Genomic DNA, 23,550 nt, shown 5'->3' with positions numbered 1-23,550 from the left:
TAAACCTTACAATCCATATCTTTACTTATTACATTATCTATTTTTAGAATGCACATTACTTTTTCTTTTTTCTCTCTCTCCTTTATACTTTCTCCATCCAACATAAGTTAATGTGAATAAAATAAGTCCCCCAGTAATTGTCATAAACCAAATGAGAGAAGGTGCAATTTCATCCTTTTTTACTGTGTGAAATATCTTTTGCAAATCCCCTTTAATAATCCCTAATTGCATTTGGCCACCTTTCGTTTTTAACATAACGTTACGAAATTCATCCAAATAAGATAAATGAACATTTACACGCTGTACCTCGTTTTCTGGCAAAGCAATCATTAAACTTGGATAAATAATATTGAATTCATTTAAAAATGTATTTAATGTTTGTTGAAACTGCCCAGCATCTTCTTTTTCCATCGCTTTTTCCATTTGAGAAAAGGCATCCATTACTTTCCTTTCTCTTTCCATCCAAAGTGGTTGATATTTCGATACTTGTGCATCAACAGCAAGTTGTAATGCCAACACATTATCCATTTTAGCTTGCTTACCTAAACCTTCTTCAGAGAGCGATTGCTGCGCCTTGTCGTAAGCTAAAGAAATAACTCTAACTTGATCTGGTGTTACTTCATGCTTCTTTTCATTCCCCTTCATTAAAAATTGCTCTGAGAAAAGTTGTAATACTTGTACCGCTTTTTCATCTTCATTACGCTTCACTAACTGTAACGAGTCGTCTAACAACCCTGTTAGCTCATTCCACTCTTCAGCATATATACGTAACGGAAACATTATAATTAGAAATGCTATCAATCCAATTAATGTTCTCTTCATCCCGGTCCCCCCTATAACTACTAGTACAAAATATGTTAATTGGGACAAGAATAGAACAGAACTAAACCGAAAAATATATTATCGTTTTACAAAGAAAAAATTCTCTTTAAGCAGAGAATTTTTTCTTTGACATCCTTTTCTTTTTTACGAAATATCTATATAAGCTATAACAAAGTATACTACCACCTAAAATGAATAATAAAATAGCACACGCAGCATGCATAAAGAACTCCTCTGGTAGCATTAATATAACTGGATCCGTTTCAATATCAAACATCCAATAATCATTACTGAATAAAAGCTTATGGAATAATACAAAGCTCTTTTCAAAATTAATAGCGATTGGTAACATAAGCGCTATCGGAAAAATGATTGTTAAAATCGATCCGTGCAGTAAAAACTTTTCATTTTTCTTTTTTAATAAATAAATTCCACCTATCACTGCAATCATAATTGTCGCATACATCACATATTGAATCTTTACTAAAATATTTTTAACATCTACAAAATGAATACGGCCATTTGTAGACATATCTAATGTTGGCAAATGTAATGCTCCGTCATAAAACGGGGATAAATATGTAATAAGCACATCGTAATTTCTTTTAATTTCATCCTTCGTCATATCCGCTAAATCAGGAATATTTAAAAAATCAATTTCAAAATAATACAGCCATTTTCCATACACAACTGCCGTTGTTGCGAGTGCAAAAATAGAAAATGCTATGCTATATGAAACAACTAAAGTAATCAATCGATCCAATATTTTTGTACCACTCTTATTTTTCTCCATGTTCTCCCCCTAAATGTTCTAACCATCATAAAGAAAATTGTTTCCTGTGCTCACGTAAGCAACAATAATATGTAATACATAGTACAGCAACGCTTAACCAAAACGTAAAATAACCAATTTCCTCTACAAACAAATGCATAATTCCATATCGTGGCATTTGCCAAAATAAATAATCAATTGCATCGTTATGCAACGTCCACACACCCGCTACTATAAAATGCCATTTTTTTATACGGTAAAATGGAGCATATAAAACACCTTGCACTGCCATCGCAAAGTGCGAAAGCATTAACATGTAGCCCATAAGGCCAATAGGACCTTTTACGTAAATCATAATCGCATTTACAACAACAGCCCAAATACCATATTTTATTAAAGTAACAATCGCTAGCGCTTCTATTAATCCCCAGTTTCTCTTTGTCAAAAAAGCAATTAAAACAAAGACAAAAAAGAGACTCGCCATAGGACTATCTGGTACAAACGGCCAAAATATAGGTGACGTTTCTTTCAGTTGATTTCCGTACCATATAAACCCGTAAATTGTACCTAATATGTTAACAACCAATAAAAATAATAATATCGAGCGTTGTCTTAACATTGCATACAAGTACACCAATCTGTATGTCCAACACCTTTCAAGCAAAGTAATTCATTCACTAAATCCTACTCTATTATAACAAACTTCATCCAACTAAATAGAAAAGCTGACTACAAATTTTGTAGTCAGCTTTTTATTATTTTTTATTATACTTTGCAACGAATTCCGAAAGCTTCTTCAGTTCCTCATCTGTACCTTTAAATACACCTTTAGGCATGGAACCTTTTCCATCTTTCGCAATTTTAGCAATTTCTTCTGGCTTTAAAGTTAAGTTTTGCAGTGCTGGTGCTGCCGCCCCGCCCTGTAAGTTGTCACCATGACATGTTAAACAAGTATTTTTTTGCATTAATTTATAGCCATCATCATTTTTATCAACTGGCGCGGTTTTTACAATTGCTCCTTGTTTCTTTGCAGCTTCCCAGTCGTGGTGTGCTACAGATTCCCAAGTTAAAAAGATAATCGATGCAATTGCTAAAAGCATAAATCCAGTTGCTACAGGACGCTTCAATGGACGTCTTTCTGGACCTCGATCAAGAAATGGAGCTAACAGTAATGCACCAAACGCAATCCCTGGCATAATAAACGCTCCAATTACAGTAAATGAACCGGAAGCATAAGAATACTTTAATAACTGATACAAGAATAAGAAATACCAATCTGGAAGTGGTATATATCCAGCATCTGTTGGATCCGCCATTCTCTCAAGCGGCGACGGATGCGCCACTGTTAAACATAAATAACCGATTAAAAAAACTGCACCAACCATCCATTCTTTTAACAAGAAGTTCGGCCAAAATGCTTCTGTTTTCCCTGGGTATTCAGAATAGTCTTTTGGAATATTTGGTTTCCGAGCTACCGGTACCCGAGAATCTCCTACAAACTTCATCCCTTTGCCGCGATGCATAATCTCCCTCCTTTAGTTCTTTCCCCTTTAATTTAGCAATCTCTTATAGTGGACCGGAAATACCTTGTTTGCGAATCATGATGAAGTGGAAGGCCATTAAACCTAGAAGTGCTGCTGGTAAGAAGAAGACGTGAATAGCAAAGAAGCGAGTTAATGTTTGAGCGCCAACAATTTCGGAATGACCAGCGAGTAATGTTTTAATATAAGGACCAATGAGAGGTGTTTGCTCTGCAATTTGAATCCCTACTTTTGTAGCAAATAAAGCTTTCATATCCCACGGTAATAAATATCCGGTAAAACCAAGACCTAACATAACAAAGAAAATAAGAACACCAACAATCCAGTTTAACTCACGGGGCTTTTTATACGCACCTTGGAAGAAAACTCTGAGTGTATGTAAAAACATCATTACAATTACGAGACTAGCACCCCAGTGGTGCATACCACGAACAATTTGCCCATAAGCAACTTCATTTTGTAAATAGTAAACTGATTCCCAAGCATTTTTAATATCAGGCACATAATACATCGTCAAAAACATTCCAGATAAAATTTGAATTACAGTAACGAAAAAGGTAAGTCCTCCAAAGCAATAGACGAATGCAGAAAAGTGATGTGCCGGGTTTACATGTTCAGGTACTTCATGATCAGCGATATCACGCCATATCGGTGTAATATCTAACCTTTCATCTACCCAATCATAAATTTTATTTAACATCTACTTTGCACCCCCTCTTGGCTTCGCTTTTCCTAGATACAGCGTTCCATCTTTCACTTTAGACTCGTACACATCCAGCGGAGCAAGGGGTGGCGTACCTTTAATGTTCATCCCATCTTTTGTATAACGACCCCCGTGACATGGACAAAAGAATTGATTCGGATGTGCTTTGTCCGAATTCCAGTTAACTGTACATCCTAAATGTTTACATACTGGAGAGAACGCAACAATGTCTCCGCTTTCATCTTTATGAACCCACGCCGATTTTGGTTCTTCAGACTTGTACCAACCATCAACCTGTTTCACTTTAAAATCGAAACGCTTCGGCTCTGTTGTAATATCCTTTACTTGCGCAACAGCAACCATATCTGTTCCGGCTTCTTTTCTTAACACCGGATCAAGCGCAAATCGCGTCATCGGCATTAAAATACCGGCAGCCATAAAGCCTCCTACCCCTGTGAGTGTGTAATTTAAAAATTGTCTTCTTGACACGCGATGTTCTTTCTCGCTCACGAAAATTTCCCCCCTCTATCAGAAATTGTCCCCTCGTGATAAATTATATAAAAAATAAAAACTAGGACACTATCATGATATAATACGCTCATGCACAGGTCAATATCATACTACTCATAATAATAAGAACTTTCTGTTTATTACGAGTTTCCCCACTTCTCTTCCAACATCACCATTATATTTTTTATATGCGCATGAATAACTTCTCTTTTTGCTTGATCACTAAATTGTTCTAATGCTAATGAAGGAAACCAAAATAAATCTCCCTGTAACTCTTGCATATCCTCTTTCCATGAAAAATCACTTGTAACATAAGCAATATGCTTAAAACCTTCGCTTCGTAAATGATTTGTCCATTCTTGCAAACGACCTTTTTCATTCTTTTGACTTTCTACCAAATACGTAAACGCAGGTAGTAAAAGCACTCTTCCTTTATACTCTCTTTCCAATTCCGTGCTCAACAATTCGATAAATTCACCTTGTTCTACAACCATTTTCATTTCTTGTGCTGCCGAAATTGATAAAAGCGGTATTACTCCTGTATCAACATACTCTCTTGCTTGTTCAAACTGTTCCACATCTTTTACACTCCACTTCAAATTCCTTCCCTCCTTCACTTACAAATGACAGAACTTTCACTTTATATATATTAAACCATACTAAAAGAGGTAAAAAAAGAAAAACTACCCAATATAGGTAGTTTTTCTTGGTGAAAGTCTGAAATTTGTAAAAATTTATTAATCCAAATAAATTCTATAAAGTCTTTAACTCGGCCGTTAATTTATGAAACGCTTCCTTATCTTGCTTATCTAACGCTTCATCAATTTGTTTCAAAAGGCGTTCTCTCCTAAATGAAAATATACTTTCTTCCAAAAACCTTTCTGCAAGTAAACGATCTTTTTCATTTACTTCAATATGCTTTGGTAGATATGGGTTTTCTTCTAATACAGCTACATAATTCGCATTTTGAAACGATGATTTAAAGTTGAGTTGAATATAAATATCTTCATCTCGATTTAAACGAATATCATGAAACGATTTTTCAGCATCTGTTGTCATAACATTTTGTTTAAAAAAGTGAAACGGTGTGTCTTTCACACAATTCGCTGACATCACTAAGCCACGCGGACAATATTTTGCATGCTCTACGAAGTGGACTTTATGCATCAATTGGTCGTGACTCATTAAATAATTCAGAATCCATACACATTCACGCTGTTTCAGTTGGTAATTATTCAAAAACCATTTTACAAAATCCTTCTTCTCGTTTACAGAAACAGGGGTATTCATAGCAATTAAGTCCCTCCTCTGTCTTTCTCTTTTCTTTTTAGATTCAAGAAGCGGCATTCAGTTTCCTTCCAACTTATGAAAAATCCTCTAAATTATATAACAACTCTTCAATATGAATTTGTGTCGGGTCTAGTTGTAATAACTGGGTAAATACTTCTTTCGCCTCTTTTCGCTTTCCTTCTTCCAATAAGAAATAACCGTATTCTTCTAAGAAGTCTGGATGATTCTTAAAAGAAGTATATGCACTTTCATAGTGTTTTAATGCATCCGAATACATTTCTAATTGTTTTTTTGCATACGCAAGGTCCCAAAGTAGTTGTGTATCTGGTTCTCCACTATCAATAGCACGCTCTACAATTGCAATTAACTCTTCGTACTTTTCTTGTCCTTTTAAGATATACGCATATTTTAATGTTGCGCCTAAATGCCCTGGGTCTAACTCAAGTGCTTTTTGAAGAACTTCCTCTGCTTCTACTATTTTTCCTAATTTCGCCGCAATGTTCGCTAACTCTACATAAAACGGAACTGAAAGCTCATCTACTTTAATTCCTTCATGAAGCGTTTCATAGCTTTCTTGAAGCATTCCTTCTTTTTCATAGCTTTTCGCTAAATACATGTACAGTGATGCGTACTCAGGGTCTAATTCTTTTAGTTCTTGCCAAGCACCGATTGCTCTCTGATATTCTTCACCTTGGTATAATGTGAAGGCATATCCAAATAATGAGTGAATATCTTTTTGTTCCTCTAGGCCTGCTTCATAATAAGAAATCGCCTCTTCCCAGTTTCCAATCGCACTTAACGTTTCTGCAAGGCGAAGTGCGATCACAACACCACCCATTACTTTATGTTCAGCTAATAGCGATTCATAATAAGTAATTGCCTTTTGTTCTTCACCTTTACTACTATATAATTCTGCTAACCCAAACGTAATAACAGGTTCATCAGGCATCATTTCTTTTGCCTTTAATAGTTTTTGCTCTGCTACATCATCAAAACCTTGCATTTGGAATAAATCTGCAACAAGTAATAAAGATTGAACATATAAATCGTCATTTTCTGGAATATCATGAAGTACTTCAATCGCTTCATCTTCTTTATCTAAATCAATATATAATTCTGCTAAAAATACAGTGAATTCACTTTCTTCCGGATACAGTAAACGTAAGTCTTCAGTAATCGCTAATGCCTCATCTGTAAATCCAAGTGTATGATAGTAACGAGCGATATCATACTTCTCTTCATCATTTGCAATTTTTAATTGTTCTTTTAATAATTGTAATCCTTTTTCCGCTTCACCATTTTCAATATATGAAACAGCTTGTTCAAACTTTTGCATAAACGTCTCCTTTAATTCTAAAAAATATTCTCTTCTGTTCATTTATCATAAGCAACTCACTGTTAGAACGCAACCTTTAGAATGAGCATGCTTCTTCTTATACTTCTTCTTACAGAGTAGGTAATTGTTCAAAAGGTTCGGATATGACACCGATACCTTATCATCATCTTCTATTGTACCGCTTTCTTTTATGACCGTGCAAATAACTTCTCTCACTAATTATCAAGCCATACAAACCGTGATTTACAGAACAACTTAATTACCAGTCTTCAACCTTTATTTTTAATACGATAAAAAAGGCTCCTATAATAGGAGCCTTCACAATCTCTTAAGAATATGTTTCTTCTTTCTGTACTTGCTCATTTACAAGCTCTTTCAGCAACTCTATAATTTCATCATTTTCTTCTTTCAAACCGACAGTAATACGAATACCATCATCGATACCAAATGCAGCACCAGAACGAACGATATATCCTTTTTTCATTAATCGTTCGAAAGCTTCATTACCTGGTATACCAAGTTTTAAGAAAATGAAATTTGTTTGAGATGGATAATAGAATACGTTATATTCTTTACAAAATGCATAATACTGATTTAGACCTTCAGCATTCTTTTTCACACAATCTTGTAAAAAGGCTTGATCTTCTAATGCAGCGAGTGCTACAGATTGCGCTACAGTTGATGTATTGAATGGTAACCTCGCTACTTCTAGCTGTCCGATTAACTTCGCATCCCCAATCGCATATCCGATACGAAAAGCAGCTAAACCATATGCTTTTGAAAACGTGCGTAAAACCATAAGATTTTCATACTTTTCAAGAAGTGGCAATGTTTGCGGATAGTCTTCTGCTTCCGCGTATTCATAATATGCTTCGTCCATAATAACGAGAGCCGACTTAGGAACTGATTCTAAAAATGAAAGTAATTTTTGTTTCTCAACATATGTACCTGTCGGATTATTCGGATTACAAATCCATACAATTTTCGTTTTTTCATCTACTTGCTCTAGCATTGCATCTAAATCGTGAATACCGTCTTTAAGTGATACTTCACGAACTTCTGCTCCTTCAATAACAGCATGGTGATGATATTGTGAAAACGTAGGATTCGCCATTACAACGTTTGTTCCTTCATGTAGTAACGCTCGGCTAATCATTTGAATGACTTCATCTAATCCACTACCAAATAGTAGTTGTTCTGCTTTTACACCTAAATGTTCCGCTACTTTTGTCCGAAGTTCAAAGGCATATCCATCTGGATAAAGGGCATATTGGCTCACTAAAGAAGTTAATGCTTCTGTCACACGCGCTGAGCAACCGAATGGATTTTCGTTCGATGCTAATTTCACAATTTTCGATAATCCATATTCCCTTTTTACTTCTTCAATGTTTTTCCCAGGCACATACGCTCTCAAAGTTAACAATTGCTCTTTCACTCTCATTTTTCTTCCCCCAGTCATTTCATTCAATTTGATTACAATACAGTTATAGCCCCTTACTGTAATCTTTTATCATAACCGTCACTATTACGAGAATACCTCTAAATGAGCACTTCACAACACTTCGCTATCATTTTAAACCATATCTTTTTGAAATGCCTCTAACGCAATATGAACAGTCTCATCTGAAATAGATACGACATTCACTACCCCATATTCCTGCATAAGCACCATATGAATTGCTCCTGCATTTGCTTTCTTATCTTGTTTCATCAATTGAACGAGGCGCTCTACATTCAAATCTCTTGGCATTTTTGGATAGCCGTATTTCAAGAACCACTGCTTCATATCTTCATAAGCAAGATCAACCTTGTACACTTGCTCACTTAAAAATATGGCGAATAACATTCCAACCGCTACGCCGTCACCGTGAGTAATATTCCCATACCCTAGCTCTTTTTCAAGAGCATGTCCTAACGTATGTCCAAAGTTCAAATGGGCACGTACACCCTTCTCTGTTTCATCTTGTGACACAACATTTGCCTTTACAGGAATCGCCTTCGTTAATATATGGATTAACTTCTCATCACGAAGATCCGCTAATGTTTGCACTTCTTCTTTTAACCAATGATATAGCTCCACATCACCAATAAGAGCATGCTTTATCACCTCTGCATAACCTGAACGCCACTCTTTTTCAGGAAGAGACTGTAAAAACGGTGTATGATATACAACCGCTTCTGGCTGATGGAATGCACCAATCATATTTTTACCTAACGGATGATTAATCGCTACTTTCCCACCTACTGCGCTATCGTGCGCTAATAAAGTCGTCGGAACCTGCACAAAGCGAATACCCCGCATAAAAGATGCGGCAACAAAACCAGCTAAATCTCCAATCATTCCGCCTCCAAGTGCAAGAATTAAAGAATTTCTATCTAATTTATTTTCAAGAGCTGACGTATGAGCCGCATAGAAATTTTCGAAAGACTTCTCTTTTTCGCCACTTGGTACAACAAACGAAAACACGTCCTGCTCCACTTGTAATGCATCGATAACTGTCTGTAAATGTAGTGATGCAACAGCTTCATCTGAAATGATCATTACGTTAGATACAGCTGGCTGCATATTTTGAACGATCATTGTTAAGTTTGACAACGCTTCTTTACCAACATGTACATCATATTCTTTTGATTTCGTTTGAATATGTATGTTTCCCATTAAAATCCCCTCGCATATTCATTATGTTTCTCAATATTTTCACGAATTAGTTCCATACGATCTAATCCGAATTGTTCTATTAAAGCTGTTGCTAATTCCCAAGCCACAACCGCTTCTGCAACGACACTAGCTGCTGGCACTGCACAACTATCTGAACGTTCAATGCTCGCTGTAAAAGGCTCTTTCGTATCAATATCTACACTTTGAAGAGGTTTATAAAGTGTAGGTATCGGTTTCATCACACCGCGCACAACAATTGGCATTCCAGTCGTCATACCGCCTTCTAATCCACCTGCATTATTTGTTCTTCTTGTATATCCATGCTCCTCATTCCATAGAATTTCATCATGAACTTCACTTCCCGGTCTATGCGCTGCTTCAAAACCAATTCCAATCTCGACACCTTTAAAAGCATTAATACTCATAATTGCAGCTGCTAATTTCGCATCCAGTTTTCGATCATAATGCACGTAGCTACCTACTCCAATTGGCATTCCTTCCACAATTACTTCAACGATTCCACCAATTGAATCACCATTTGCTTTCGCATCATCAATCGCTTTCATCATTTGGTTACCAGCTTCGTCATCTAAGCAACGTACAGGAGATGCTTCTGTAATACTCTTTAATTCTTCAATTGAACTATACGTAACCTCCTTAGCTTGTACACCGCCAATTTCAATTACATGGCCCGCCACTTTAATACCAAGTTCTGCTAACACCTTTTTAGCAACCGCACCAGCAGCAACACGCACCGTCGTTTCGCGCGCTGACGAACGTTCCAGTACATTCCTCATATCTCTATGACCATATTTAATTGCACCATTTAAATCAGCATGCCCAGGCCTTGGTTTTGTCACTTTCCTTTTTATCTCTTTTTCTTCCTGCTCAGTTAAAGGCTCTGCCCCCATAATTTTTGTCCAATGGGCAAAATCACGATTTTCAACAACGAGTGCAATAGGGGAACCTAATGTTTCTCCATGTCTAACACCACTTAAAATTTGCACTTGATCCGTTTCAATTTGCATGCGTCTACCACGCCCATATCCCTTTTGCCTTCTAGCTAACTCTTCGTTTATATCATCCGCTACTAAAGACAATCCTGCTGGAACACCTTCTATAATCGTTGTAAGTTGCGGACCATGAGATTCACCAGCCGTAATATATCGCATACGTTATTCCTCTTTTCGTATATGTATTTATCTCACTATATTAACTTTTATCATTCTAAAAATATTAAAGAAATTATATCATAAATCGACCATTTTCTTATTCTATATTTCCGATAGGCCTAATTTAAATATCAATATATCATAACAGCTCAAACTTCGTAACTAATTGAAAATAAAAAAAGTGCAAGAAGAATACCCCTATTCTCCTTGCACTTTTTACTATTATCACAGTGATTAAAGCGTTTACAAATTATTTCAAAATAATTAGTAAATCCATTCATTCATTAATTTTGAGTAGTCAACTAATTCTTCTTCTTTAAAGAAAATAGCAATCTCGCGCTCTGCGCTTTCTAAAGAATCAGAACCATGAATAATATTTTTCGCAACAGTTACACCGAAATCTCCACGAATTGTTCCAGGAGCTGCTTCATGTGGTCTTGTTTTCCCCATCATGTTACGCGCTGTATCTACTACACCTTCACCTTGCCATACCATTGCGAATACAGGTCCAGATGTAATAAAGTCTACTAACTCACCAAAGAAAGGTTTTTCCTTATGCTCAGCGTAGTGTTGTCCAGCAATTTCCGGAGTGACTTGCATTAATTTTGCACCAACTAATTGAAATCCTTTTTTCTCAAAACGAGCTACAATTTCCCCAATGAAGGCACGTTGTACACCGTCTGGTTTTACCATTAGAAATGTTTTTTCCATAAAAAATCTCTCCACTTCTGAATTATGTATGTAATTGTATATCCCCACACACATATTATCACCCTTATCACAATTGTGCAATAGTTTTGAAATAGAGAGATTATTTTATTTTTTAGAATAAACATTAAAATTTTCGTTTTCCAATATACTTTGCAACATTTTGTAATGCATACTTTGCTTTTCCACGTGGGAGTGGTTTTATTATTTCTAAAGCTTTATGTAAATAACGTTCACTAAACGCAAATGCTTGATCAATTGCTGGACTATTTTTTACAGCATCAATAATTTCTTGCATTTCACTTGCTGTTGTATTTTCATGTACAGATGTGATTTTTTGACGAAGTACTGGATCTTCCATCGCATATAAAGCAGGGAGCGTTATGTTTCCTTGTAATAAATCTCCACCAGCAGGTTTTCCAAGTTTCTCTTCTGTGGAAACGAAGTCTAAAATGTCATCAATAATTTGATAAGACATTCCTACAAAATACCCATACCAAAATAGACGATTTACTGTATCACGATTAGCACCAGCAGCAATCGCTCCCAATTGACAACTCGCGGCAATTAATAATGCTGTTTTTCGCTTTATTCTTCTTAAATACGTTCTTAAATTTTGGTCATAATTGTATTTATCTTTAATTTGTTCAATTTCACCTTTACAGACTTCTAAAATAGTATGTGATAACGCTTGATGCGCCTCTGGGATTTCGATATTTGTTATACATTCAAGAGACTTAGCGAACAAATAGTCCCCTGTATACATCGCAATACGATCTCCCCATTTCGCATTCACAGTCGCACTGCCGCGTCGTAAAAATGCAGCATCAATAACATCATCGTGAACAAGAGAAGCCATATGAATAAGCTCTAACGCAACAGCAACATGCTTAATCGCATCTAACTTATAATCTCCAAATTTCCCTGCAAGCAACACAAATACAGGACGAATTCGCTTCCCACCAGCTTCAATAAGTTGTAATGCTGCCTCTTCTACTAATGGCTGTTCAGAAGCAACTGTCTTTTTTAATTCTTTTTCTATCACATTAATATCCGATCGTAAAAAAGAGTACATAAGTTGTAACTTCATATTGTTCACCTTAACCTAAAACTTCTTTTTTCTTTTTTCTATTTTGATTCTGGTTTAATACCTAAATGCATCGCTGCTACCCCAAAAGTAAATGGTTTCACTTGCACACGTTCAAGTCCAGCTTGCTCAAACATTTGGGCCAATTCTTTCATCCCTGGGAATGCACTAGCAGATTCTTGAAGCCATGAATATTCTTTATAACTTTTCGCAAACATCTTTCCAAATAACGGCATGATATATTTAAAGTATAAAATATACCCTTGTCGAAAACCAATCATTGTTGGTTGAGATGTTTCTAAACAGATTACTTTTCCACCTGGTTTTACTACACGCGTCATTTCTTTTAATACGTGCATATAATCCGGTACGTTACGTAAACCAAACCCAATTGTTACATAATCAAACGTATTATCTTCAAATGGAAGCTCCATTGCATTCCCATGTAGAAGTTCTACTTGTTTTAATTGTAACGCCTCTACCTTTTGCTTACCGACAGATAACATATTTTCACTGAAGTCTAAGCCAACAACCTTTCCTTGCTCACCTACCGCTCCAGCTAGCGCAATTGTCCAATCTGCGGTTCCGCAGCATACATCAAGCGCTTTACTGCCAGGTTGTACATCCATAATTCGCATCGTTTCTTTACGCCACGCTTTATGTCTTTGAAAACTAATTACAGAATTCATCACATCGTATTTATCAGAAATCTTTTCAAATACGTCATGTACTCTTTCTTCTTTTGATTGTTGCATGCTCGTACCTTCTTCCAATGTAAAATTGCTTATGTCTTCTATTTATCCCTTAACACAGAATTTATTTCATTTACGTCTGTGTGATTTTCTAAAAATTGTTTTTCTTTCTTTCTCAATTCCATCATCCAACCATTAATCACTACTTCTGCTTTATCCCCTAAAGCATCTTGCACCGCTTGAAAAACAGGTGAATGTTGTTTATCAGCATACAATTGAATTTCTTTTTGAAGGCGATTTCCACCTAATACGTATGTGATAAATGGCTTCCAATGTGATAAATGAAAATGATCACATGTTTTTTGAAGGAGCGCAGACTCAATCGTTACTACGCTTTTCATTATGTCATCCGTCGTTTCATGCGCTTTTTGGTATAACATAATTTTGTGTTCATTTATCTCTTTAATTCCTTCAGCAAGTGCACGAATTAAAACAATATCACGATTCATAGACAATAAATAATAATATAGTCCACTATAGTAATCGCCTGCAAGTACTGTTAATTGACGACATTTATGGAATTCAATCTCTTCCTCGCCTGCTTTATTTGATACCCTTTCATGCGTATCAAGCGCAATTTGTACAAGCATAATTGTTACTACGTAATGCTCAATTTGTTCTATATGTAAGTTTGCACTCTTTAAAGCACCATATAACAATGCTATCTTTTCTTCATCAATAAATGGTTCTTCAATATAGTTTATAAAATAAGGATGGCGTAATTTCTCCATCAATTTCTCTTTTATACCCGCATACCCTCCGTAGATGTCACACACAAAAAATCACCCTTGTTTTCTAATTCATAAAACTTATTATAACACATACACTCTATTTTCTATAACCAAAACTTGGCTACACCTACCATTCATGTAAGCAATCTTTCTAATCTCACTCTGTCTAGCTAAAACTATATCATTTATTTACTAAAAAAAAAAAGAAAAGCAGTTTCCCGCTTTTCTTTACTTCGCTTTAATAAACGATAAAATTTCACTGCGCGCTGCAGCATCATTTTCAAGCACACCACGCACTGCTGTCGTTACTGTTTTCGCACCTGGTTTTTTCACACCACGCATCGTCATACACATATGTTCTGCTTCTACTACTACCATTACACCATGAGGCTCTAGTACTTCCATAATAGAGTTCGCTACTGTTGATGTAATACGTTCTTGCAGTTGTGGACGACGTGCAATTGTATCTACAGTACGAGCTAATTTACTTAACCCTGTCACCTTTCCACCTTGCGGAATATATGCAACGTGAGCAACTCCATAGAATGGAACTAAATGATGCTCACACATCGAATAAAATGGGATATCTTTTACTAGTACAAGCTCTTCGTGATCTTCTCCGAATACTTTATGCAAATGCTCTTTCGGATCTTCATGCATACCTGAGAACACTTCTGCGTACATTTTTGCAACACGCTTTGGCGTATCAAGTACTCCCTCACGATTTGGATCATCCCCAATCGCCTCTAAAATAAGGCGTACTGCATGTTCAATTTGTTCTAAATTAACTTTTGCCATCCGCTAGCCCTCCCGAAAACCTAAAAGTGATACGAACACATTCTAGCATATTTATGTTTTTAAAAGCAAAAAGAAGAGTTCCCAAAAAGGAAACTCTTCTTCCCTGTTAATATGTAAGGATTATTTAACCGCATCTTTTAACGCTTTACCAGGTTTGAATGCAGGTACTTTACTTGCAGCGATTTCAATCTCCTCACCTGTTTGTGGGTTACGACCTTTACGAGCCGCACGCTCACGAACTTCGAAGTTACCGAATCCGATCAGTTGTACTTTATCACCTTGTTTTAAAGCTTCTAAGATAGAATCAAAAACAGCGTCTACTGCTTTTGTTGCGTCCTTTTTAGAAAGGGAACTTGCTTCTGCAACAGCATTGATTAAATCTGTCTTGTTCATGCCATTCACCTCCTCCCAAAGATAAGACTGTATAATGATCATAAAATGAGTCTTACTTTCATTTGTAGGCAATTTTTACAAATTCTATACTACAAAGATGTAGATAAATCATTATCAACGCCTATATTATACGATTCTCCTTTATAATTCAATATTTTTAAGGAAATTGTTACTCTGAAAATGTGAAAATCTGATGAAACTTGACAATAAATGTGAAAATCTGATGAAACTTGACAATTTACAACAATGTATTAGATAATGACTGTTTATTTTTCTATTTTATAATCGGAAAAACAAAAAATCCCTCTACAGTGAGAGGGATTTTTCTTATAGTATAATCGCAATTAATCCGCCAGATCCTTCATTAATAATTCTTTCTAGCGTTTCTTTTAATTTATATCTAGCATTTTCTGGCATTAAAGATAATTTCGCCTGAATTCCTTCTCGAACAATCGAGCTAAGCGAACGTCCAAATATATCAGAATTCCAAATTGATAACGGATCATCTTCAAAATCTTGCATTAAATAACGAACTAATTCTTCACTTTGCTTTTCAGTACCAATGATCGGCTCAAACGTTGACTCTACATCTACTTTAATCATATGAATAGATGGCGCTACCGCTTTTAACTTCACACCAAACCTTGAACCATGACGAATAATTTCTGGCTCATCTAAGCTCATATCCGCTAGCGCAGGGGCTGCTACACCATATCCTGTTTGCTTAACCATACGCAATGCATCTGCCACTTGGTCGTATTCTATTTTCGCATGAGATAAATCGAGCATAAGCTTCAATAAATGATCTTTCCCTCGAATTTCTACTCCTACTACTTCTTTTAAAATCTGATCATATAATTCATCTGGCGCATATAAATCAATCTCCGCCACACCTTGCCCCATATCAATGCCAGCTAGGCTCGCTCGATCAATAAATTCATATTGACTAAACTGCCAAACAACGCGATCCACATCACGAAGACGTTTTATATCCTTCACAGTTTCTTGAACTGCTTCTTGATAACTTTGACGCAACCAATGCCCTTCATTTAGCACCATTACCCAGCTCGGAAGGTTCACATTCACTTCTAATACAGGGAATTCAAATAGCGCTTCACGAAGTACATTATATACATCTGTTTCTCTTAAACTCTCCACACTCATTGCAATAACCGGGATATCATATTCTTCTGATAAACTTTGGCGTAATTGCTCTGTATCTGGATGATACGGCTGTACCGTATTAATTATCATAATGAAAGGTTTTCCTACTTCTTTCAACTCATTTACAACGCGTTCTTCTGCCTCTATATAATCTCTTCTTGGAATTTCACCAATTGTTCCATCTGTTGTAATTACAACACCAATTGTTGAATGTTCTTGAATTACTTTACGCGTGCCGATTTCTGCAGCTTCATGGAATGGAATAGGTTCTTCATACCAAGGGGTATTAATCATGCGCGGGCCATTCTCATCTTCATAGCCCTTCGCTCCTGGAACCGTATATCCAACACAATCTACTAATCGAATGTTCACTTCAAGTCCTTCATCTACTTCGATAGAAACCGCTTGGTTTGGAACAAACTTCGGTTCCGTCGTCATAATTGTACGACCAGCAGCACTTTGAGGCAATTCATCCTGCGCTCTTTGACGGTCAGACTCATTCTCAATATTTGGAATAACTACAAGTTCCATAAATTTTTTAATGAATGTTGATTTCCCTGTTCGAACAGCTCCTACAACTCCAAAATAAATATCACCGCCTGTTCGTTCTGCAATATCTTTAAAAATATCTACCTTTTCCAAGTGATTCCCTCCCTCAAAATTTTTGGGAATAATTCCGCGTTTATAGTCAACTAATACCTTCTCTAACGTTGCCTATAATATCTGATATAATATAATGGTATTCTAGAAGTTCGGACAATATATCATATAATTTTGTCCAATTTCATATGACTATTAAAAAATATCTTTTGTTTGCATCGTAAGTTGTATAACATAAAAAACCTTTCTTCTAGAACTTATTCACTAAAAGAAAGGTTCATGACTTATGATTTTAAAAAAATTGGTTCTCCGTTCTTTACTGTGTACGGTAAAGAATAAGCTGGTACAAACGGGGAACCTTTCGAAAGTATATTTCGAATATCTTCTCCCTCCGTAAACTGCCCTTCATTTTTTTTCAAAGCGTCATATAAGTCGATTCTATAATCAACAAAAACTTCTCCTTTTTCATTAATTACAAAAGGAAGTCCTTTACCAGAATATGGACTTGTCACTTGTGGCACATCTTTATATCCTAGTTTTTTGAAATCCAATTCATATACACCATCTGAAATTACTTTTTTAAAAGGTGGATATTGATGTTCATCACGATACATCCTAAGTTTTAAAGATAATTCCTGAATTTGTTCAGCCATCCTAACATCAATTAACTTTACTGTTGGATTTGTTTCAACGTCTATTAATACGTATTGATATACTCCTCCACTTTCATATGCATTCCCTGGCGCTTCTTGTATGTAACGCGGAGCAATCTGTTGAAAATCGATTGGATACTTTTGATAAATAGGTGTACTCATATCCCTCGTCTTAATTGGCAATATCCCATCATTTTGCTCCTTAAATGTGACAACAGCTTTTTGAACAACCTGTAGCTGATCTTCATAAGGAACCGCATTTTGCTTCATATTTTCTTTCGGATACAGACACCCCGTTAAAAGGCTCATACAACAAAATATTAAAATAATATGGACTTTTTTCACTAGCATCACCTTTTCATACTAATATAACTTGCTCCGTATGTAGTATTTTCGAGACCATTCCATTTACTGCTGTACAGGTCCACTAAATACAACAAGAAAAATAACAATTCCTGACACAACCATAAGGGTGTACGCTACTAACGCTGTAATCCCTTTCAAAAATTTATTCTTTATTTTATGTCTACTTAATAAAATAAAACTTACTGCAAAAAACATAAATCCAATTGCCCCTAAAGCCAACCACATTTTCATAAGCCCTTCTGACATATACACACCCCTTTTTATTAATCTATTTTTATACTATTTTAACAAATTAAAATCTTTAAACAAATACAAAAAGAACATTTTACTACAAATCGCAAATATGTAACTTTAATCAATAGGTTTTTCAGCATCTTCCACCAATCTAGATAAAAATAAAACCGAAGCGATTATATCTCTCGCTTCGGTTGACCAAATATGCCCAAAAACAGCTCTATTCCCATTCTTTCATGGCTATCATATGCAATCTACAAACTCTTTGTTTCTCATAATTTATTTTTTAAACATTTTGCTTAACGAGCCAAAATCCGCTGGCATATTATTATTAATAATCGCTTTTACAATTTGATCCTCTTGCTCTTTCGGCACTTCACGTCCCGCCATAAGAGCCACTTGATGAATCAATTGACGAAGTACAGTTTCATCACGTAAATTCGCATTTTGCACGGATGATGCTAATTTAAAAATATCCTCTTTATTTACTTTCGCTTCCTTCTCAATATTATTAAAAATGTTATTATCCATTCTTTTCACCCTCTCCTCAAGTTACTCTTCATCCTATGCAAAAATAAATAAATGGTGAAAAGACCCATAAAATAAAAAAGCGACAGAAGTACAAATGTACTTCTGTCGCTTTTCTTTACAGTAAGTCAGGTATAGCTTCCACTTCATGTTTTCGAACACGTCCCATTAATGAGCCTACCGCATCTTTTACGTTATTCCCATTGAACAGCACGTCATATAAAGCAGCTGTAATCGGCATTTCAACTTCCATTTTCTCTGCCAATTCATGAGCAGCTTTCGTTGTTCTTACACCTTCCACAACCATACCCATGCTTTCTAACACTTCTTCTAAAGAATGTCCTTTTCCAAGCATATTTCCAGCGCGCCAATTTCGGCTATGAACACTTGTACAAGTTACAATTAAGTCTCCCATACCAGTTAGACCAGCAAACGTTAACGGATTCCCGCCCATTTTTCTTCCTAAACGAGCAATCTCTGTTAAACCACGTGTCATCAATGCCGCTTTTGCATTATCACCTAATCCAAGACCATCAGTTATACCAGCAGCTAATGCGATAATATTTTTTAACGCACCACCAAGTTCAACTCCAACAATATCTGGATTTGTGTATACACGGAAATAACTATTCATGAATAAATCTTGTACTTCCTCAGCCGCTTCCATACGCTTTGCTGCAGACGTAACTGTTGTCGCTTGTCGTAAACCAACTTCTTCAGCATGACTCGGTCCAGACAATACAACAACATCTTTAATTAAGTTCTCTGGAATTTCTTCCTCGATTACTTCCGAAATACGTTTTGACGTACCAGGTTCAATCCCTTTACTCGCATGAATCCAAGTAATCGGTTCTGTAACAATTTCTTTCATCTCTTGTAATACATCTCTGTACGCTTTCGTCGGTACTACTAGCAGTACTGTATTTACATCTACTAATGCTTCTTCTAAAGAAGAGTAGGCTACGATTGTGCTTGGCAATGTAATGCCTGGGAGATATCGACTATTCTCATGTTTCGTATTCATTTCATCCATAAGTTCTGAGCGATTTCCCCAAATACGTACATCATGTCCATTGTCAGCTAATACCATCGCTAACGCTGTTCCCCAGCTACCTGCTCCTACTACTGTGATTTTTGTCATAAAATCACATCCTCTCCATTAGTCTCTTGCTCGAGCAATAATGTGAATCGGCGTTCCTACAAAACCGAACGCTTCACGTAAACGATTCTTTAAGAAGCGCTCATATGAAAAGTGCATTAATTCTGTATCGTTTACAAACACAACAAATGTCGGTGGTTTTACCGCAACCTGTGTCGCATAGAAGATTTTCAGACGGCTACCATTATGAGTCGGTGTTGGATTCATCGCTACCGCATCCATAATTACATCGTTTAATACGTTTGTTTGTACACGGATACTATGGCTTTCATTTACCTCATTGATAACCGGTAATAACGTTTGTGTACGTTTTTTCGTTTTTGCAGATAAGAATACAATCGGTGCATAATCCAAGAATTGGAAATGAGCACGAATGTTTTCTTCAAATGCTTTCATTGTTTTTTCATCTTTTTTCACTGCATCCCATTTGTTTACAACGATAATAACAGCTCGTCCTGAATCATGAGCATATCCAGCGATTTTTTTATCTTGCTCAATAATTCCTTCTTCTCCGTCTAAAACAACTAAAACAACGTCAGAACGTTCAATCGCTCTAAGTGCACGAAGTACACTATACTTTTCTGTACTTTCATATACTTTTCCTTTTTTACGCATACCAGCTGTATCGATGATTACATAATCTTGATCATCTTTACTATATGGTGTATCGACAGCATCACGCGTCGTTCCTGCGATATTACTTACAATTACACGTTCTTGACCAAGAAGTGCATTTACAAGCGATGATTTCCCTACGTTTGGACGTCCAATTAAAGAGAAACGGATTGTTTCATCGTCATACGCTTCTTCTTCAATCTTTGGAAAATGATTTGCAGCTTCATCTAACAAATCACCAAGTCCTAAACCGTGTGTACCTGAAATCGGGAATGGCTCGCCAAATCCTAATGAATAAAAATCATAAATATCACTACGCATTTCTGGATTATCAACTTTATTTACCGCAAGTACAATTGGTTTTTTAGAACGATACAAAATTTTAGCAACTTCTTCATCCGCTGCAGTTACACCATCGCGACCATTCGTCATAAAAATGATAACATCTGCTTCATCAATCGCAACTTCCGCCTGTTGACGAATTTGTGTCAAGAACGGCTCGTCTCCAATATCAATTCCACCTGTATCAATAATGTTAAACTCATGATTTAACCATTCTCCCGCACTATAAATACGGTCTCGAGTTATACCTGGGATATCTTCTACGATTGAAACTCTTTCTCCAACTATTCTATTGAAAATAGTAGATTTTCCTACGTTCGGGCGGCCTACTATTGCTATTACTGGTTTCGGCATATACTTTCATCCTTTCAACTTGCTTCTGTTTATTATGTAAAAAACCCTTCTTTGTGCAAGAAGGGATTTGCATTCCAGAATATTTCTCAACGTATCAAAACACCTCACATTATAACACACGTTCCTAATGTTTCACAATAATATATACATTCTCTTGTAAGCGATGCGCAATACCATCTAAAATTGCCTCTAAATTATTTGCAACAAATTCTAGTTCCTCCATCGACTCACAAACAAATAAAGGAGCACCACCTGCAAATTTTTCTGGCGCTGTTGTAATAACTGCCAGGATAACGCTTTCTAACATCATCTCTTATCTCCCCTTCCTTTCGGGGCTTCCGATGACATATGGACAGCACTTTCTAACGTTGGTACATTTCCTATGACACTTATCGCTTTCTCTGCATCTTGATCTTGCGGTAAGACAAAAATCCCAACCCTGCCATCCTCTAAATCACGCTTTGCTAACGGTACAAGCGCTGGTGTACCAGAATCTCTATAAATGCCTAACGCCACCGAAACATCGTGTAAAATAGCTTGCCGTTGCCCTAAATTTGAGATTGTCACCATCGCATCAATTGATTTCGGTTTTAATATAAACCCCATGCCATATTTCATAATCTCTTCTTGCCTCACTGGCAATCCAATATTCATAATATAAATATTATCGATATAAAGCCCTGCTCCTTCAAAACGCAGCGGAACATGCTCAATATCTACAAGGTCATGGAGTCTTCTACCAGACATTAATTTTTTCGCAATAAAAAATGCGATTATAGCCATAATTACTCCAGCAATCCATGAACGGAACCCTATATACGCAAACGTCGTTGCAAACGACGTTAACATCGCCAAATAGTTGCGACTTTCAAAAACCAATGCAATCCCTTCAATGTACGTATTTCCACGCGGTACGAGCTCATATCCATCTAATTGTTGAAGTGTATTTCTTTCCATATTACGTACATCACGAAATTGTGTCGCTGCTAACGTAAGAAATGTAATGGCAGAAAAATCTTTTTTCAAAATAGATGGGATTGCAATCGCTCCTAAAGCTGCTGCAATTAACCCCATTGCAATATGAATAATCTTTCCATGTAGCCTCGTCGGATATTGCCGTGTATCCGTCCGAAGCATTAACACCCTTGTAACTGTCCCCGCTATTACGCCGCATAAAATGGCTGGTGTATATTCAGTCATGTATTACCCTCGCCTTTCTTTTACGTGTTTTTCTCTTAAACTGTTCCATGTATACTGATGCTTTTGCAATCCAAAACAATACTGCCATGAATAATGTAGAAACGGCGACGATATCAAAAAATGCTAAACTACCGTAATCATATGGAAAATTCAATTTCCGAAAAATAAATGTCACTAGCAACTCTCCTTGTAACATCCCTACATATAGGGAACATAATCGTAATATGCGATCCCCATGCAATAACACCGATGCATACACAAGAGCACTACTTAGCAGAAACACTCTATCCACCACAATCCAAATCGGATCATATATCTCTAACAGATGAAAACTTGTATATAACATCGCAATAATAAGTGCCGAAAGTAAGCTATATAATTTTTTCCAAACAGAATACAGCGCGATCCCTATAAAAGAAATAATACAAAGTAAAAGAGCATTTACTGATACCATGAATGAGGCGATCGTTACATGTAACGGAGAGCAAATTATAAAAATCAATATACAAGCGCCTAACTTCCACCGAATATGGTCCTTTTTCATAAAAAAGGTTACGACAACCCACCCTATCCAAGCTATAAAATAAAAAGTACTTCCATCCATCTACTTCACCTCCTATGTTTTCCATTATGGGAATTTTTTATGAAAGTTAATCCACTTTATTTACGCATAGTTTTTTCTTATAACAGCAACACTTTTAACAAGGAGGTGTTATTCATTATGGGTAAAGATCGCCAAGAACGAAAACTACGAGAATCACGCCGCGTTGAATCTGATCGTGATCAATCACTACAATATCCAGGTGCAACTGGACTTGATACACCAGAGCAGGCTCGAAAACAAAACCAGCACTAATGAATACAAAAAGACGGTTTCGATATTGTACGAAACCGTCTTTTACATAATCATTTTAATGATTTTTATTTATATCGAAATAATATTTTGTGTACTATATCCTCCTATCACTTTTTTTACCTCCACCTATTTCCTTTAGAAAATCAAGCCCTCTCCAAAAATCTAGTAACTAATCATCTTCATTTTTTAACCTTTTTTCAATTAC

At 36.2% G+C, this 23,550-nt stretch carries 28 protein-coding genes; 1 reads left to right on the top strand and 27 read right to left on the bottom strand.

Annotated elements, in window-relative coordinates; all coding sequences use genetic code 11:
• Nucleotides 1-33: 33 nt before the first annotated feature.
• The 27 genes from ypjB to MHH27_RS07965 form a co-directional block, all read right to left on the bottom strand.
• The gene (gene ypjB, locus MHH27_RS08095; protein WP_000831589.1) at nt 34-822 is read right to left on the bottom strand and encodes a sporulation protein YpjB; all 789 of its coding nucleotides are present in this window, start codon (nt 820-822) and stop codon (nt 34-36) included.
• 106 nt (nt 823-928) lie between these two features.
• Nucleotides 929-1,615 (bottom strand): lipoprotein intramolecular transacylase Lit, encoded by a 687-nt coding sequence (gene lit, locus MHH27_RS08090; protein ID WP_000414374.1) that lies wholly within the window; start codon nt 1,613-1,615, stop codon nt 929-931.
• A gap of 25 nt (nt 1,616-1,640) precedes the next feature.
• Complete coding sequence (locus MHH27_RS08085) at nt 1,641-2,231, bottom strand: DUF1405 domain-containing protein (RefSeq protein WP_142316410.1); 591 nt, start codon at nt 2,229-2,231, stop codon at nt 1,641-1,643.
• 118 nt (nt 2,232-2,349) lie between these two features.
• Complete coding sequence (qcrC, locus tag MHH27_RS08080; RefSeq protein ID WP_000554601.1) at nt 2,350-3,117, bottom strand: menaquinol-cytochrome c reductase cytochrome b/c subunit; 768 nt, start codon at nt 3,115-3,117, stop codon at nt 2,350-2,352.
• Between the two features lie 43 nt (nt 3,118-3,160).
• A complete protein-coding gene (gene qcrB / locus MHH27_RS08075) occupies nt 3,161-3,835 on the bottom strand; it encodes a menaquinol-cytochrome c reductase cytochrome b subunit (RefSeq protein ID WP_000932700.1) in 675 nt (224 codons plus the stop codon).
• Nucleotides 3,836-4,348: a menaquinol-cytochrome c reductase iron-sulfur subunit gene (qcrA, locus tag MHH27_RS08070; RefSeq protein ID WP_001290420.1), complete on the bottom strand. Its 513-nt coding sequence runs from the start codon at nt 4,346-4,348 to the stop codon at nt 3,836-3,838.
• A gap of 140 nt (nt 4,349-4,488) precedes the next feature.
• Nucleotides 4,489-4,947, bottom strand: coding sequence for a YpiF family protein (locus MHH27_RS08065; protein ID WP_000872170.1), 459 nt, complete (start codon nt 4,945-4,947; stop codon nt 4,489-4,491).
• A 154-nt stretch (nt 4,948-5,101) separates the two neighbouring features.
• On the bottom strand, nt 5,102-5,638 hold the full coding sequence (locus MHH27_RS08060; RefSeq protein WP_340944815.1) for a ReoY family proteolytic degradation factor: 537 nt from the start codon (nt 5,636-5,638) through the stop codon (nt 5,102-5,104).
• A 73-nt stretch (nt 5,639-5,711) separates the two neighbouring features.
• Entirely contained in the window at nt 5,712-6,974 is a 1,263-nt protein-coding gene (locus MHH27_RS08055; RefSeq protein WP_001168673.1) for a tetratricopeptide repeat protein, read from the bottom strand.
• Between the two features lie 328 nt (nt 6,975-7,302).
• Nucleotides 7,303-8,415 (bottom strand): histidinol-phosphate transaminase, encoded by a 1,113-nt coding sequence (gene hisC, locus MHH27_RS08050; protein WP_098235506.1) that lies wholly within the window; start codon nt 8,413-8,415, stop codon nt 7,303-7,305.
• Between the two features lie 132 nt (nt 8,416-8,547).
• Nucleotides 8,548-9,633, bottom strand: a complete 1,086-nt coding sequence (gene aroB, locus MHH27_RS08045; protein WP_000526809.1) for a 3-dehydroquinate synthase — start codon at nt 9,631-9,633, stop codon at nt 8,548-8,550.
• Nucleotides 9,633-10,805, bottom strand: coding sequence for a chorismate synthase (gene aroC / locus MHH27_RS08040; RefSeq protein ID WP_001269379.1), 1,173 nt, complete (start codon nt 10,803-10,805; stop codon nt 9,633-9,635). Before aroC ends, aroB begins: the two co-directional genes overlap by 1 nt.
• A gap of 264 nt (nt 10,806-11,069) precedes the next feature.
• Entirely contained in the window at nt 11,070-11,516 is a 447-nt protein-coding gene (ndk, locus tag MHH27_RS08035) for a nucleoside-diphosphate kinase (protein WP_000415883.1), read from the bottom strand.
• Between the two features lie 124 nt (nt 11,517-11,640).
• Nucleotides 11,641-12,603 carry a heptaprenyl diphosphate synthase component II gene (gene hepT / locus MHH27_RS08030; RefSeq protein WP_000776079.1) on the bottom strand — a complete coding sequence of 321 codons (963 nt, stop codon included), beginning with the start codon at nt 12,601-12,603 and terminating at the stop codon, nt 11,641-11,643.
• A gap of 38 nt (nt 12,604-12,641) precedes the next feature.
• Complete coding sequence (gene menG / locus MHH27_RS08025; protein ID WP_001187668.1) at nt 12,642-13,355, bottom strand: 2-heptaprenyl-1,4-naphthoquinone methyltransferase; 714 nt, start codon at nt 13,353-13,355, stop codon at nt 12,642-12,644.
• A gap of 38 nt (nt 13,356-13,393) precedes the next feature.
• Nucleotides 13,394-14,128 (bottom strand): heptaprenyl diphosphate synthase component 1, encoded by a 735-nt coding sequence (locus MHH27_RS08020; RefSeq protein WP_053564889.1) that lies wholly within the window; start codon nt 14,126-14,128, stop codon nt 13,394-13,396.
• Between the two features lie 183 nt (nt 14,129-14,311).
• A complete protein-coding gene (folE, locus tag MHH27_RS08015; RefSeq protein ID WP_001151481.1) occupies nt 14,312-14,881 on the bottom strand; it encodes a GTP cyclohydrolase I FolE in 570 nt (189 codons plus the stop codon).
• 120 nt (nt 14,882-15,001) lie between these two features.
• Entirely contained in the window at nt 15,002-15,274 is a 273-nt protein-coding gene (locus tag MHH27_RS08010; protein ID WP_001043860.1) for an HU family DNA-binding protein, read from the bottom strand.
• A gap of 327 nt (nt 15,275-15,601) precedes the next feature.
• Nucleotides 15,602-17,080: a stage IV sporulation protein A gene (spoIVA, locus tag MHH27_RS08005; protein ID WP_000416519.1), complete on the bottom strand. Its 1,479-nt coding sequence runs from the start codon at nt 17,078-17,080 to the stop codon at nt 15,602-15,604.
• Nucleotides 17,081-17,322: 242 nt separating this feature from the next.
• On the bottom strand, nt 17,323-18,036 hold the full coding sequence (locus MHH27_RS08000; RefSeq protein WP_000755480.1) for a hypothetical protein: 714 nt from the start codon (nt 18,034-18,036) through the stop codon (nt 17,323-17,325).
• 63 nt (nt 18,037-18,099) lie between these two features.
• The gene (locus tag MHH27_RS07995; RefSeq protein ID WP_001289005.1) at nt 18,100-18,303 is read right to left on the bottom strand and encodes a DUF2768 domain-containing protein; all 204 of its coding nucleotides are present in this window, start codon (nt 18,301-18,303) and stop codon (nt 18,100-18,102) included.
• A 267-nt stretch (nt 18,304-18,570) separates the two neighbouring features.
• Nucleotides 18,571-18,822 carry a stage VI sporulation protein F gene (locus MHH27_RS07990; RefSeq protein WP_000369753.1) on the bottom strand — a complete coding sequence of 84 codons (252 nt, stop codon included), beginning with the start codon at nt 18,820-18,822 and terminating at the stop codon, nt 18,571-18,573.
• A gap of 115 nt (nt 18,823-18,937) precedes the next feature.
• Nucleotides 18,938-19,960 carry an NAD(P)H-dependent glycerol-3-phosphate dehydrogenase gene (locus MHH27_RS07985; RefSeq protein WP_000161783.1) on the bottom strand — a complete coding sequence of 341 codons (1,023 nt, stop codon included), beginning with the start codon at nt 19,958-19,960 and terminating at the stop codon, nt 18,938-18,940.
• Between the two features lie 18 nt (nt 19,961-19,978).
• Nucleotides 19,979-21,289: a ribosome biogenesis GTPase Der gene (der, locus tag MHH27_RS07980; protein ID WP_001125890.1), complete on the bottom strand. Its 1,311-nt coding sequence runs from the start codon at nt 21,287-21,289 to the stop codon at nt 19,979-19,981.
• 124 nt (nt 21,290-21,413) lie between these two features.
• Nucleotides 21,414-21,599: a capping complex subunit for YIEGIA gene (locus MHH27_RS07975; RefSeq protein ID WP_000979048.1), complete on the bottom strand. Its 186-nt coding sequence runs from the start codon at nt 21,597-21,599 to the stop codon at nt 21,414-21,416.
• Entirely contained in the window at nt 21,596-22,489 is an 894-nt protein-coding gene (locus MHH27_RS07970) for a YIEGIA family protein (protein ID WP_000141599.1), read from the bottom strand. Before MHH27_RS07970 ends, MHH27_RS07975 begins: the two co-directional genes overlap by 4 nt.
• The gene (locus tag MHH27_RS07965; RefSeq protein WP_002093921.1) at nt 22,482-23,093 is read right to left on the bottom strand and encodes a YphA family membrane protein; all 612 of its coding nucleotides are present in this window, start codon (nt 23,091-23,093) and stop codon (nt 22,482-22,484) included. Before MHH27_RS07965 ends, MHH27_RS07970 begins: the two co-directional genes overlap by 8 nt.
• A gap of 117 nt (nt 23,094-23,210) precedes the next feature.
• Between MHH27_RS07965 and MHH27_RS07960 the strand changes: the two genes are divergently transcribed.
• On the top strand, nt 23,211-23,345 hold the full coding sequence (locus MHH27_RS07960) for a YpzI family protein (protein WP_000513900.1): 135 nt from the start codon (nt 23,211-23,213) through the stop codon (nt 23,343-23,345).
• Nucleotides 23,346-23,550 lie beyond the last annotated feature (205 nt).

The organism is Bacillus sp. FSL L8-0152 (assembly GCF_038006365.1).
Taxonomy (GTDB): Bacteria; Bacillota; Bacilli; order Bacillales; family Bacillaceae_G; genus Bacillus_A; species Bacillus_A cereus.
This window is presented reverse-complemented; position numbering and strand designations above follow the sequence as displayed.